We start from the raw sequence: 13,621 nt of genomic DNA, 5'->3' as shown, positions 1-13,621 counted from the left end.
TCTGGGCTCAATGAGGGAAGCAATCAGTCCGTCATGACTCCAAGTTGGCCAACCGATAGTGTCCGGGCGGAATCTCCCCCGGGGCATCGTCATGCGACTCGATCAGCCAACCCTCTTCGATCAGTTGGCGCAGCTCCTGGCGCCATGTCGGAACCTTGGCGACGCGTTCAAGCTGCTGGGGGCTCGCTGGCCAGGGACTGATGTGGAGGAGGTATTCGATCAGTCTCTCGGCCGGGCTCGCTCCGCCAATCGACCCAATGGTCTCTTCGCTCGAGGCAACAGCCTCCTCCAGGTATGGAGCATTGAGCCGGTACGGCGCGTCGGCGCCCGCACGGACCGTGTCGATGTCCCAACCGACCTGACGAAGCTCGCGGACACGTCGGGCCCATGCCCGGATGGCCGCAACACCCTCCAGTTGATGGGGCGAGACCTCTTGCCCAGGGTGGCTGCGGAAGTAAAGGAGCAACGCCGTCCGGGCTCCACCAACGACATTATGACGCACCTCGGCCAGAGCCTCCCGCGACTCGGCGAGGTGTGTGCCGACCTCGGCCGCGGTCTCCAGCCAATCCTGAGCCTTCAGATTCTCACGTGGTGTGGCCTGCACGATCGCCAGCGCGTCCTTGAGCGACTGTTCGAGCTTCTCCAGTTGCTCCCGATGCAGACGCCGATCACTATCGGTCGACCGAACGTTCATTGAGCCGCCAACGCCTTCCTCTGTGCCCTGTGGTGGCGAAGGAGGGTCGTCTTTCGGCATGCCGACGCAGAGCCCAGCCATCGAAATGACTCGCTCAGCAATCCTGAAGAGACCATCCAATCGTTACAGGTCCCAGACCATCAGGCTGAAAGCTCATCCAGGCAAGGGCCATCACGACTCGAGTCGAGTCGAGCCGCTCCCACCGAGATTATGCGGTCCACCGCAAGGATGTCAACAGCCGGTCATCTATACCAAGGACGTAAGGATCAAAACGCGAATTACCCTTACCTTACCCCGACCCGGTAAGGGTAACGATCAGCACGAAAGGGCTCATTTCACGCAGATTTGCCCCACCCCCTTGCGCTCAGTGAAGCCGATCGGTAGAAACTCCGTTATGCCCGGCTCGCCCGGGCGGTGGGCCGCTCGCTTATCTGGGGTCGCTCAAGTGTGCGCGAGGATGCCTGGTCGGGCTCGGGTCATGAGGCCCAAGCCGAAGGCATCCCCAAGTGCGAGTCCGTTCTCTTGAAGTTGATGAAGGGGTGGCGAAGGACCATGAGTACACCGTCAGCGCGACCCGAACAAGGCCGAGACCCTCCACCGAGAAGAGGACGACGACCAGGGCCCATCAGGCGAGGTGCTTGATCCCTTGCAGACGTGGACGCCTCTGTCACTGTGCTCAGGGCCTTTCACTTCTTCGGTGGAGGCGTACGGCAGCACGCGAGAACTCTACGAGCGAAGCCATAAAGTGGTCGTGGGGTATTGGCCGCTCGCTGGCGCGCCGTCACAACCAAACCTCATGCGCAACAGATATTCGTCGCCCGGAAAGCCATCGACCCCTCACCGGGCACGCAGGGCGAGAAGGACCCGCCAGGATCGTTTTCCGAGACGGCTGGCGCCATGGGTCCACATCCCTCAAAGGAGCGAGCACCGCCGTGATCACGCCTACCGCCCCGCAGGGGCCATCGGAACGGCAGGAATCTTCTTCACCCTCTGAAAGGGGAGAGCAACCCCCGGACGGAGAGTATGAAAGCGCACACGCCGAGATAGCGCTCGGTCTCTCTCCCGACACGGGCGAGATTCGAAGTATGGTCAAGGCCAGGATCGGAGCCGTCGTCCTGGTGGGCATCGGTGGTCCGGCTAGTACCCTCGCGCTGGCTCGACACGCGGGTCTCGACCCGAATTGGACCGGCGTTCTGGTCCTCGTGTACCTCATACTCGCCAGCCGGCTTGCCCTCAAGCACCGCAGGCGGTAAGTGAGCAGGGGCCCCGGTCCAGGACGGCCGGGGCCTTTCACTTCCTGGATCAGACGGACCGTCACCTCGCGCGTACGATCGCTTTGACCTTGAGCGCCGCCTCCCGGGGGTTCTCGTGTTCCCAGATTCTCACGACCACCCAACCTGCGGCCTCGAGCAAGGCATCGGTCCCGCGATCACGAGCGCGATTCTTCTCGACCTTGTCGGCCCAGTAGGCGGCGTTGGTAGCCGCCTTAGTGTGATGGTCCGGACAACCGTGCCAGAAGCATCCGTCAAGGAAGACCGCCACTTTGGCGCGCGTGAAGACCAGATCTGCCGTACGTCTCACACCCGGGAGCGGACGTATCGAGACCCGATAGCGGAGTCCCAAGGCATGCACAGCACGCCTGAGCGCCAGTTCCGGCTTGGTGTCGCGGCCTCTGTTGGCTTTCATGCTCCTGCGGACGCCGGGACTCGAGGCGATTCTCGGCCGCACAATCATCATGGATACAACCATAGTCCCATTCAGCGGAGCATGCGCCGAGGTGAATCGGCTAAACCGCGCAGCGAGTACCGGAGCCGTTAGGGCGGGCGATCTCCTTGGCGTTCACGTCATCTCGACCGCCCGAAGCCGGCGTTGTCGTGCTTCTCCAGGCTTCGAGCTTTCTGAGCATCTTGTCGGTAGGCGGCGGCCAGCCGAATGCCGCACAGAGAACGTGCATCGCCAGACGAGGGGGGACAGCGTTCCCGATCTGCTGACCCACGTCCTTCCCTGACCAGGGGTAATCCCGCGGGAAGGTCTGGAGCTGGCCGGCTTCCGAGTAGCTGAAGCGAGGTAGCTCCTCTTCGGCATCGGAGACGACGCGGTTACGAAATATCTTCCCGGTTACGGTGGCCGAGGGCTCGTCGTGGGATCGACGGCCACGATCCCTCGGATCACCCCCTGTGCCGTAGTTCGAGATCACCGAGAATCGGTAGGGGCGATCAAGCACATCCTCCATCGTCACCCACGGCTCCAGGCTTGGATCGCCCTCATCACGCGGCACGCCCTTGCGATAGGTCCTGTGAGTAGGGCGGGGGAGGCTGACCGATTCAGCACCCAAGCGCGCGATGAGGACGGCCCGCCTGCGGGTTTGTGGGACACCGTAGACTTCCGTACTCAACACATCGCAATCAACGGCGTAACCCTCGCCCTGCAACGCTTTCGCGTAAGCCTCCCATACGGGCAGGACCGCCGGAACCTGCTCGAGGACGATGGCATCGTAGGGGATCTTCCACAGGTCGATCGCCTCAAGCGCCCAGCGCAGCGGCTCGAGAACCAGGCCGGTCCGCTCATCACTCAGATCATTGAGATCTTTCGCGATCACATCGCGATCTTCTCGATTCACCATCCGCTCAACGAAGCTCAGAACGTTGTCAAGAGCCTTGCGACCGACACCGGTGCCGGCGACGGTGAACGTCTGACAAGGAGGGCCGCCGGCCAGCACGTTCGCATCGGGGAAGTCGGTGGGCCCGTAGCCGCGCACGTCATCTTCGACGGTCTTCAGGTCAGCCCTCCGTCGTGTCTCACAGGCGGAGGCCTCCCACTCGAGGCCGACGGTAGGGATACCAAGCTTCTCCGCCGCTACATCAAGTCCACCGGGGCCAGCGAACAGGTCCACGATCTTGCGGGGTCGCACTTGATCTCCAGGTATGTCGTTCGTTCCTGATCCCGCCACAGGTTCCTCACGAGATCATCCACGCTGGCCGACGGCAGCGCCAGCAGCTACGCAGGGTATCGCGCGCCGCTGACGGCGTCCCCTGCACTCGCGAACCTCACCGCCCGCGTCACAGCAGTTGATGATGGCGGGTGTGCCGAAGGTGAGACCGTTGATGACCAGCGTCGATGGTGTCAGGATGGTACTGGATCACTCGCCGGGCACATGGAAGGCCTCGTCATCATCAGAGCCGACGCTGAATCGTCATCGGCATGCTGTGGATGCCCCCGAAGGATCGGATTGTTCGGTTCTTAGGACGGGGGACTGTCTCAGGCGGCTATTGGGTGATTGACGGGTGCAGGTTCTTGCGAGAGCTCCCAGGGCTGTCTCGTCCGCGTCGGGGGAAGGTGCAGCGCTCGGTGTGGTGATGGAGGCGTAGCCGAAGTGTTGTGTCTCGTGAGGCTGGAAACGCGGGTGGCGGGTGGTTGGTCGCCGAGTGCGGTGTGGCCGCGGTGGTGATTGTAGGTGTGCAGCCATCGCGGGAGTGCTCGACGGCGTTCGGTCTCTGAGTGATAGGGCTGGTGGTAGGCCCATTCGTCGAACAAGCTGCGGTTGAGAGCGCTCGACCTTGCCATTGGTTCGTGGCCGGTAGGGCGGGTGCGTTTGTGGGTGACGTCAGCCGTGGCGAGAGTGTCGCGCCAGAGCCGGGAGCGGTAGCAGGAGCTGTTGTGGATCAGGACGCAGGCCAGGGTGATGCCGCAGGCGGTGAAGTGAGCGTGTGGGCGGGCCCAGAACGCGGCGGCCGACTCTTTGGTCTCGTCGGGCAGGAATTCGGTGCAGGCCAGGCGGCTGTGGTCGTCGATAACGTTGTGCAGGTAGCCATAGCCCAGGTTCGGGCGTCCGTGTGCCGTGCAAGAGTGGGAGGAATCGCGGTGGCGGAGCTGTTGCGGGCTGGACCGGTCGGCCCATGCCCGCCTCGCCCCGTTCCCGGTAGTGGGCGGCCCACCGTTGAGCCGTGGAGACCGAGACCGGGAACCGTTCGGCCGCGCACCGCAGCGGCCGACCGTCCGTGATCGGGCGGCGCTTCCACCTCGGTCACACCGTCCAGGGTGTAGGCGCGTTGCCGCGTCGGCATGACAGGTCCTGTCAGGTCCCGGTGCGCCGGGCGATCGAGCGCGAGGAGGCCGCGATCGCCGGGTGGGTGAAGGAGGCCTGACCGCAGGTGAAGGACGGCGGCGGCGCTCGGGGCCTGGATCCTCTTCGAGGACGAGTCTGGCTTCACCGGTGACGCCGCTCACCGCCCATACCTGGGCACCGCGCGGCGGCACCCCGGTGGTGCGGGTGCGCGGCCGGTCCCGCCGCAGGGTTCGGTCGCCCGCCAGCCTGCTACAAGTCCGGTCAGCGGTCCCGGCTGCTTCACCGGTTCCGGCGGAATGACCGGCCACCGCCGGAACGCAAGAGCTTTGCCTGGACCGACCACCGCGACCTGGTCCAGGCCGCCCACGCCCAGCTCGGCGGCCCGATCGTGCTGGTATGGGACAACCTGAACACCCACCTCACGACAGGAATGCACCAGTTCGTCACCCGCCGCGACTGGTGACCGGTCGTCCGTCTGCCGACCTACGCACCCGAATTCAACGCGACCGAGGGCCTGTGGTCACTACTGCGCCGCGGCCCACTGACCAAGGCCCTGTTCACCGACCCCGACCGCCTCATCACCACCGTGCGGCGCGACCTAAGACTCTTCCGGTACCGGCTTCACCTCATTGGCGGCCGCCTCACCGAGACCGGCCTCTCCCTCCCGCTCAGCACGTCATGACGACAGCACACATTCAAGCTCAGTAGCCATTGGTCAGGGCGTCCGGCGTAGGGCTTCGGTGGGTGACCTTAGGTGTTTGTGTTGGGTCGGGGCGGAGATCTTCACCAAGGGTGTTGGTCTAGCTTCGGGGGGTTGCATGGGGTTGGGGGAGGGGGTCGTTCGGACTCGGATTCCGGCTCGGTTGGACCGGCTTCCCTGGTCGCGGTGGCATGTGATGATCGTTGTGGGGCTTGGGACCGTCTGGATTCTGGACGGGCTTGAGGTCACGATCGTCGGCAACCTGGCGCCGCAGCTCAGCAAGGCCGGCAGCGGCGTGGATATTAGGTCCGGGCAGGTCTCTGGGCTCGGCGCTGCGTTGTATGTGGCCGGGTCTTGTACTGGGGCGCTGTTCTTCGGGTGGCTCACCGACCGGTTCGGACGGCGGAAGCTGTTCATGATCACGTTGGCGATCTACCTGCTCGGTACTGCATTGACCGCGCTGTCGTGGACGGCGTGGTGGTTCTTCATGTGCCGGTTTCTCACCGGTTTCGGTATTGGTGGGGAGTATGCGGCGATCAACTCTGCGATCGACGAGCTGATACCCAGTAAGCATCGGGGTCGGATCGATATTGTGATCAACGGTAGCTATTGGCTGGGGGCGGCGGCCGGGGCGTTGCTGACCGTGCCGCTTCTGTCGGGGTTGCCGGTCGATGTGGGGTGGCGGCTCGCGTTCGGGCTGGGTGTGGTGCTCGGGCTGATTATTTTGGTCGTCCGGCGTTCAGTGCCGGAGAGTCCGCGCTGGCTCATCATTCATGGGCATACCGATGAGGCGGAGCGGCTTGTCGGTGGTGTCGAGCGGGAGGTCGAGGAGGAGGCCGGCGGGCGGCTCGATGAGCCTGGTAAGGCCATCACCATTCATCAGCGGCAGAGCATCGGGTTCGGCACCATAGCGCGGACGGTGTGGGAGCGGTATCCGAAGCGTGCTGTTCTTGGGTTTGCGTTGTTTGTGGGGCAAGCTTTTCTTTACAACGCCATCACGTTCGGGTATGCCGATATCTTGACGAAGTTTTTCGATATCGATACCAATACCGGGTACTTCTACGCCGTTATCGCGGTCGGGAACTTCGTCGGGCCGCTCGTGCTCGCGCGGTTCTTCGACACGGTGGGCCGCAAGCCGATGATCAGCGGGACGTACATCCTGTCCGGGGTGCTGCTGCTGGTGACGGCGTGGCTCTTCAACGAGGGGCATCTGACCGCGATCACGCTGACCGCGTGCTGGTCGGTGGTGCTGTTCTTCGCGTCGGCGGGGGCGAGTTCGGCGTATCTCACGGTCAGCGAGGTCTTCCCGATGGAGACGCGGGCGATGGCCATCGCGTTGTTCTACGCGATCGGCACCGCGGCGGGCGGCATCTCCGGGCCGCTCATCTTCTCGGATCTCGTCAGTAGCGGGAAGCCGAGTGACACGGCGGTGGCCTTCTGTGTCGGTGCCGGCCTGATGATCGCCGCCGGGTTGGTCAAGGTGTTCCTCGGCGTCCGGGCGGAGCAGAAGGGCCTGGAGGACATCGCCAGGCCGCTGACCGAGCAGGACTGACGCGGTCGGCCGTGTTTCGGCTGGTCAGTTGGGGTAGGGCCGCTCTTGGGTCCGGGTTCGGTGTCCGGGTCTGCGAGCGAGGGGGGAGCGCGTCGTGACGGACGTTTCGAGCATGGGGCCGCAGGACGGTGACGACCGCGAGGTGCTGACCAACCGGCAGGGGCACCCGGTCTACGACAACCAGAACCAGCGGACGGTCGGCGCGCGGGGGCCCGCGACGCTGGAGAACTACCAGTTCCTGGAGAAGATCAGCCACTTCGACCGGGAGCGGATTCCGGAGCGCGTGGTGCACGCGCGGGGCGTGACGGCGTTCGGGTTCTTCGAGGCGTACGGCAAGTGGGGGGACGAGCCGATCGGGGGGCTCACCCGAGCCAAGCTCTTCCAGGAGGCCGGGAAGAGGACGCCGGTCGCGCTGCGGTTCTCGACCGTCATCGGCGGGCGGGACTCGGCGGAGACGGCGAGGGATCCGCGCGGGTTCGCCATCAAGTTCTACACCGAGGACGGGAACTGGGACCTCGTCGGGAACAACCTGGCGGTGTTCTTCATCCGGGACGCCATCAAGTTCCCGGACGTCATCCACGCGCTGAAGCCGGATCCGATCACGTTCCGGCAGGATCCGAACCGCATCTTCGACTTCATGTCGCAGACGCCGGAGAGCATGCACATGATCGTGAACCTGTTCAGCCCGCGGGGGATCCCTTCGGATTACCGGCACCAGCAGGGCTTCGGGGTCAACACGTACAAGTGGGTGAACGGGACGGGCGAGACGCGGCTCGTGAAGTACCACTGGATGCCGAAGCAGGGCGTCAGGAGCATGACCGAGGAGGACGCCGCCGCGGTCCAGGCGAACGATCTGGGGCACGCGACGAAGGACCTGCACGACGCGATCGATCGGGGCGACTATCCCGAATGGGAGCTGCTCGTGCAGATGATGAGCGACGAGGAGCATCCCGAGCTGGACTTCGATCCGCTCGATGACACGAAGGTGTGGCCGGAGAACGACTTCCCGGCGAAGCCCGTCGGGCGGATCGTGCTCGACCGGAACGTGGAGAACAACTTCCTGGAGAACGAGCAGATCTCGTTCGGCACCGGTGTGCTGGTGGACGGGCTGGACTTCTCCGACGACAAGATGCTCGTCGGGCGGACGTTCTCCTACAGCGACACCCAGCGTTACCGGGTGGGGCCGAACTACCTTCAGCTGCCGGTGAACCAGGCGAAGAGCACTTCGGTGCGGACGAATCAGCGCGACGGCCTGATGGCCTACGACCAGGGCGGCGGCGGGGAGAACCCGCATGTGAACTACGAGCCGTCCATTCACGGCGGGCTGCGGGAGGCGCAGTATCCGACGCATGACGAGCAGGGGCCGGAGATCAGGGGCCGGGTCACGCGGAAGCGGATCCCGCTGACGAGCGACTACAAGCAGGCCGGCCAGCGGTATCTGCTCATGGAGGACTGGGAGCGGGACGACCTGGTCCACAATTTCGTCACGCAGCTGTCGCAGTGCGACCGCGACGTCCAGGAGCGGATGGTCTGGCATTTCCTGATGGTCGAGGACGACCTCGGGCATCGGGTCGGGAAGGGGCTCGGGATCGGTCCGGAGGACGTCTCGCATCTGAAGCCGCTACAGAGCCAGACGCTCGATGAGGAGGAGAAGGAGCGGCTGGCGAATCTGGGCAACAATGGTTCCCGGGACGTCAGCGGGCTCCAGATGACGCACTGCGTGCCGAACGAGCGGGCCGTCCACCGGTACGGCGAGGACGGCTGAGGAGGGTGCGGAGGCGGCGCGTCATCGTGGGGCGCGCCGCTTCCGCGTGGCCTTCGACCGCCGCGGTGACGATCTCCTTCTCCGCGGTGAAGGCCGTCTCCATGACGGAGACGAACTCGGTGGTGGGCGGGTAGATGCGGGCGGCGGTGCTGGCGGTCCGGCCGATGAGGACGCGGGCGCCGGCGCGCAGGGCCGATTCGAGGTGCCGGACGTCCTGGCCGGCGCGGGCCTCGCGTGCGCCGAGGCGGCGGAACGCGTCGAGGGCGGTGAGCCTGTCCTGGCCGCCGGCGCAGACGGACAGGGCGTCGCGGACGGGTCCGGCGACGGCGGCGTTGCGGACGTGGCCGTAGGCGGGGACGCGGGCGGCGATCTCGCGGGCCACTTCCGCGGCGATCTCGTTGAGGTCGTCGCGGAGGTGGCGGGTCACGGCCTTCATGGGACGTCCCGGCCGCTGCCGTGCATCGTGACGTCGTTGGCGGCGCCTCCCGCGCCGACGAGGTGCGTGGACGCGCCGCCGGCGAGCCAGGCGGTCTCCAGGTCGGGGAGGATGCGGCGCGCGTGGCGGGTGACGGTCGCGGGGACGAGGGCGCGGGCCGCCTGCATGACCGGCAGCCAGCGCTGCCCGTACACGTGGGCGCGGCGGCGGACGATGCCGGCGGCGAGCCGCTCGGCGGTCGGTTCGAGGGGGTAGGTGCGGTTGGTCGGGAACGGGAGGCGCGCCCGCATCTCGCGGAGGGCGTCGTCCTCGTCGGCGCCGCGGACCATGTCGGTGTCGGTCCAGCTCAGATAGCCGACGCCGACGCGGACGCCGTGGTGGGCGACCTCGGCGCGGAGGGAGTGGGCGAAGGCCTCGACGCCGGACTTGCTGGCGCAGTACGCGGCCATCATCGGGGCCGAGCACAGCGCGGCGAGGGAGGCTACTTGGAAGTAGTAGCCCTTGCTTTCCTTGAGGGCGGGGAGGAAGGCCCTGGCGGTCGCGACGCTGCCGAGGAGGTTGACCTCGATGACGCGGTTGAAGGTGCGCGGGTCGGAGTACTCGACGGGGCCGCCGGTGGCGATGCCCGCGTTGGCGACGACGACGTCGACGCGGCCGTAGTGGGCCTTGATCTCGGACGCGGCGCGGGTGAGGGCGTCGTCGTCGGTGACGTCCACCTCCCAGTGCCGGGCGCCGGGTCCGCAGGCGGCGGCCGCGGCGGCCAGTTCGGCGGGTTCCAGTCCGAGCAGGGCGACGCGCATGCCGCGGGCGGCGAGGAGCCGGGCGAGCAGCGCGCCCAGTCCGCGGGCCGCGCCCGTCACCACCGCGACCTGACCGTTGACGTCGACCACTGCGCCCACCTGCTCTCGCGTTCATCACCAGTCTGAACTGGGATTGTGGCCGAGAGTAAACCATCCCGCGCTGGTGCGGTAGGGGTATGTTACCGGCGCGTAGGCCGGATGCGCGCCCTGATCTCCGCCACGTCCTTGCTGAGCCGGCGGTCCATCGCGCGGCCGAAGTGCTCGTCCGCGACGGTCCGGGCGACGGGGCGCAGGGTCCCGACCAGTTCGGCGAGCCGGTCGAGGTCGTCCGGGGACGGCTCGTCGCCCAGCCGGTCCAGCAGGTGGCCGCGGACGAGCTGGACGAAGCTGAAGGCCATCCGGTCGAAGGCGGCCTCCAGCTCCCAGGTCACCGCGATGATCGCGCGGAGCGGGATCCCGGCGCGGACGAGCCGCACGGTCGCGTCCAGCAGGCGGGGGCTGTTGATCACGATGTCCCCGTCGCGCGGCGTGAGGTAGCCGAGCTCGGCCGCCTCGGCGAGGATCTCCGGGGTCAGCTGGCCGCCGAGCAGTTCGGACAGTTCGTCCAGGGACATCGTGGCGGACTCCTGGTCCGACCAGCGGGCGGCCGCCGCCCACTCGAAGCCGAGCAGTTCCGTCACGTCGCGGCGCTGTCCGGCCGCGGCCAGCAGTTCCTCGATGCCGTCCAGCCGGTAACCCCGGTCGAGAAGCTCGGCGATCAGGCGCAGGCGGTCCAGGTGGGAGGCCGAGTACACCGCGACCCGGCCCTGGCGGCGCGGCGCGGGGAGCAGCCTGCGTTCCTGGTAGTAGCGCAGCGTCCGCACGGGGATGCCCGCCTCGGCCGCCAGTTCCTCGACGCGGTACTCGCGGTCCCGGCCGTCCTCGTCCATGGCGGTCCTCTCCTGCGCTCGACCTCGACCTTAACAACTGGCGCTGTAACGGTTGGCGGTGGACGTCAGGCGTGATCCACCGCGTGGCGGCTCCGGCCGCCCGACCGGAACGTGTGCCGGTACGCCGAGGGCGGCACGCCGATCGTGGCGACCAGGTGCTGGCGCAGCGAGGCGGCCGTCCCGAAGCCCGCCTGCTCGGCGATGCGGTCGACCGGCAGGTCGGTCGTCTCCAGCAGGCGGCGGGCGTGCTCGACGCGCTGCTGCGCCAGCCACTGGCCGGGCGTCATCCCCACCTCGTCGCGGAAGCGCCGGGAGAACGTGCGGACGCTCATGCGGGCGTGGTCGGCGAGCTCGCTCAGCGAGATGGGCCGGTCGAGGCGTCCGAGCGCCCACTCGCGGGTCGCGGACGTGGTGGCCGCCGCCGGTCCGGGGACGGGGCGCTCGATGAACTGGGCCTGTCCGCCCTCGCGCCAGGGCGGCACGACGCAGCGGCGGGCGACGCGGTTGGCGATCTCGCTGCCGTGGTCGCGGCGGACGATGTGCATGCACAGGTCGATGCCGGCGGCGACACCGGCCGCGGTGAGGACGTCGCCGTCGTCCACGAACAGGACGTCCGGGTCGAGCCGGACTTCCGGGAACAGCCGCCGGAACCGGTCGGCCTCGTTCCAGTGCGTGGTGGCCGGACGGCCGTCCAGGAGTCCCGCGGCGGCCAGGACGTAGGAGGCGGTGCAGAGCGAGACGATGCGCGTGCCGGGACGGATGCGGGTGAACGCGGCGGCGAGCGGCGGAGGGAACCAGTCGTCCCGGCCGTGGGGACCGGGTCCGGGCGGCGCGAACGGGGGGATGATCACAGTGTCCGCGGTCGGGAGCAGTTCGGCGCCGTGCTCGACCGCGACGGCGAAGTCGGCGCACGTGCGGACCTGGCCGCCGTCGAGGCCGCAGGTCAGTACCTCGTAGAGCGGTTCGCCCCGCGCGGACGTGGCGGTGGCGAAGATGCGGACCGGGATGCTCAGCTCGAAGGGGTAGACGCCATCGAGGGCCAGGACGACGACACGGTGCATGGCCGGATTCTTTCATGCCACACGGATCCGGCCATACCGTTTCTCAGCGCCTGGTCCGGCTCCGCCGCAGCAGGCCGTGGTCGGACACGGCGGCCTCGTGCCGGCCGCCCGCGTGCCGGGGCCGGGCGGCGAGCTTGGCGGCGAGCATGATGCCGATGGCCAGGCCGACGATGACGCCCAGGATGAGCACGTAGGAGAGTGGCAATCGGGTGGTGGCCGCCTCGGAGGCGATCTCCTGGTCCTCGTCCGCTATGCGTACGGATACTCTCATCTCTTACGCCCTTCTCTGCGTGTACGGCATGGGAAACGGGCTAGGGCGGCCTCCTGTCTAGCCCACAGGAGGCCGCCCGTCGCATGCCGGGCCCCTTGGCCGGTGGGCTCCGACGGCGGCCATCCTCCTCCTTCGCCTGTGCATGTGCAAGGCACTCTGCACGTTCGCTCTCGTGACGGATGTTCATCTGCACGTGCATATGCACGTTTGCCGTACAATGCCGGGGCAAAGCCGCATGCCGGACGAGCATCGGCCGCCCTCCTGCGCGAACGCAGAACGCGGCTCTAGAGTCTTGGGGTGTCACGCTGATCGAAGAACGGCCGGAGGGACCGCGGTGACCGCAGGGCAGGGCGAGCGCGCGCGGCGGCCCGCGGAGGTCACCGCCCAGGGGCCGACGGCCAGCCGCCTCCTCCTCGGCGCCCGGCTCCGCGAGCTCCGCGAGGGCCGCGGGATCGGCCGCAGCACGGCGGGCTACGCCATCCGCGCCAGCCACTCCAAGATCAGCCGGATGGAGCTGGGCCGCACCTCGTTCAAGGCGCGCGACGTCGCCGACCTGCTCGACCTGTACGGCGTGACCGACGAGGAGGAGCGGGCGGCCCTGATGCGGCTCGCGCGCGACGGGAACGCGCGCGGCTGGTGGCACCGGTACAGCGACACGGTCCCGACCTGGACGCACTCCTTCCTCGACCTGGAGGAGGCCGCCGACGTCGTCCGGACCTACGATCCGTGCCAGATCCCGGAGCTCTTGCAGACGGAGGAGTACGCCCGGGCCGCCCTCTCCGTCCGGGAGAGCATCGAGCCCGAGGGCAGGCGGGCCGAGCTCGACGACAGGCTGACCGTGCGGCTCCTGCGGCAGCGGCAGTTCCACCGCTCGCCGGACCGGACGCTCGCGGCGATCGTCGACGAGGCGGCGCTACTGCGCTTCGTCGGCGGGCGCGGGGTGATCCGCAGGCAGCTGGAGCACCTGCTCGGCCTCGGCGACCGCACGGGCGTCGAGCTGCGGATCATCCCGGTCGGCGGGGCCGCCCTCCTGCCCGTGGGGCAGCCGTTCACCGTGCTGCGCTTCGAGCAGCGGGCGATCCCGGACGTCGTCTACCTGGAGTTCCTCGCGACCGCCCTCTACCTGGACAGGCCCGCCGAGGTGGACGACTACGAGCAGGCCTGGACGCGCCTCGCCGAGGAGGCCCTCCCGGTGGACGAGAGCCGCGTCCTGCTCCGCGATCTCCTGGGCACGCTCTGACGCGGTCCCCCGCACCGGGCTCCCGCCGCGTGCGCGGCTAATCTCCTCGTTCGCCCCGGCTACGCTCCGGTGTTTCCTCAATCGAGACTCTCCCCAGGTCATCGGCT

Annotated in this window: 12 protein-coding genes and 1 pseudogene; 4 read left to right on the top strand and 9 right to left on the bottom strand. The window is 67.6% G+C overall.

The features are described from left to right. Positions 1–31: 31 nt before the first annotated feature. The 4 genes and pseudogenes from E1300_RS01460 to E1300_RS01445 all read right to left on the bottom strand — a co-directional run. Positions 32–694 carry a KpnI family restriction enzyme N-terminal domain-containing protein gene (locus E1300_RS01460; RefSeq protein ID WP_131755010.1) on the bottom strand — a complete coding sequence of 221 codons (663 nt, stop codon included), beginning with the start codon at positions 692–694 and terminating at the stop codon, positions 32–34. A 1,314-nt stretch (positions 695–2,008) separates the two neighbouring features. Beyond that, positions 2,009–2,380, bottom strand: a complete 372-nt coding sequence (locus E1300_RS01455) for a very short patch repair endonuclease (protein ID WP_131755076.1) — start codon at positions 2,378–2,380, stop codon at positions 2,009–2,011. A 100-nt stretch (positions 2,381–2,480) separates the two neighbouring features. Then, positions 2,481–3,605, bottom strand: a complete 1,125-nt coding sequence (locus E1300_RS01450; protein ID WP_131755009.1) for a DNA cytosine methyltransferase — start codon at positions 3,603–3,605, stop codon at positions 2,481–2,483. 464 nt (positions 3,606–4,069) lie between these two features. Then, positions 4,070–4,697 (bottom strand): annotated as a pseudogene (locus tag E1300_RS01445) (integrase core domain-containing protein); the annotation flags it as partial. Here E1300_RS01445 and E1300_RS53790 point away from each other — a divergent pair. From E1300_RS53790 to E1300_RS01425, 3 genes are all read left to right on the top strand, one after another. After that, positions 4,639–4,839 (top strand): winged helix-turn-helix domain-containing protein, encoded by a 201-nt coding sequence (locus E1300_RS53790; protein WP_131755008.1) that lies wholly within the window; start codon positions 4,639–4,641, stop codon positions 4,837–4,839. The pseudogene E1300_RS01445 and the gene E1300_RS53790 overlap by 59 nt on opposite strands. Positions 4,840–5,656: 817 nt before the next feature. Then, the gene (locus E1300_RS01430; protein ID WP_242618877.1) at positions 5,657–7,012 is read left to right on the top strand and encodes an MFS transporter; all 1,356 of its coding nucleotides are present in this window, start codon (positions 5,657–5,659) and stop codon (positions 7,010–7,012) included. A 94-nt stretch (positions 7,013–7,106) separates the two neighbouring features. Continuing rightward, positions 7,107–8,777 (top strand): catalase, encoded by a 1,671-nt coding sequence (locus E1300_RS01425; protein ID WP_131755006.1) that lies wholly within the window; start codon positions 7,107–7,109, stop codon positions 8,775–8,777. Here the strand turns inward: E1300_RS01425 and E1300_RS01420 are convergent. From E1300_RS01420 to E1300_RS01400, 5 genes are all read right to left on the bottom strand, one after another. Then, a complete protein-coding gene (locus E1300_RS01420) occupies positions 8,707–9,213 on the bottom strand; it encodes a PucR-like N-terminal domain-containing protein (RefSeq protein ID WP_131755005.1) in 507 nt (168 codons plus the stop codon). The two genes, E1300_RS01425 and E1300_RS01420, sit on opposite strands and share 71 nt — an antisense overlap. Then, on the bottom strand, positions 9,210–10,103 hold the full coding sequence (locus E1300_RS01415) for an SDR family oxidoreductase (protein ID WP_242618876.1): 894 nt from the start codon (positions 10,101–10,103) through the stop codon (positions 9,210–9,212). Before E1300_RS01415 ends, E1300_RS01420 begins: the two co-directional genes overlap by 4 nt. 89 nt (positions 10,104–10,192) lie before the next feature. Next, positions 10,193–10,942: a MerR family transcriptional regulator gene (locus E1300_RS01410; RefSeq protein ID WP_131755003.1), complete on the bottom strand. Its 750-nt coding sequence runs from the start codon at positions 10,940–10,942 to the stop codon at positions 10,193–10,195. 65 nt (positions 10,943–11,007) lie between these two features. Continuing rightward, positions 11,008–12,003: a GlxA family transcriptional regulator gene (locus tag E1300_RS01405; RefSeq protein ID WP_131755002.1), complete on the bottom strand. Its 996-nt coding sequence runs from the start codon at positions 12,001–12,003 to the stop codon at positions 11,008–11,010. Positions 12,004–12,046: 43 nt separating this feature from the next. Next, positions 12,047–12,274, bottom strand: coding sequence for a hypothetical protein (locus E1300_RS01400; RefSeq protein ID WP_131755001.1), 228 nt, complete (start codon positions 12,272–12,274; stop codon positions 12,047–12,049). A 334-nt stretch (positions 12,275–12,608) separates the two neighbouring features. Here E1300_RS01400 and E1300_RS01395 point away from each other — a divergent pair, with 334 nt between their 5' ends. Next, entirely contained in the window at positions 12,609–13,514 is a 906-nt protein-coding gene (locus tag E1300_RS01395) for a helix-turn-helix domain-containing protein (protein ID WP_242618875.1), read from the top strand. Positions 13,515–13,621: the final 107 nt, after the last annotated feature.

It is taken from the genome of Actinomadura fibrosa (assembly GCF_900659615.1).
GTDB classification, from domain to species: Bacteria; Actinomycetota; Actinomycetes; order Streptosporangiales; family Streptosporangiaceae; genus Spirillospora; species Spirillospora fibrosa.
This window is presented reverse-complemented; position numbering and strand designations above follow the sequence as displayed.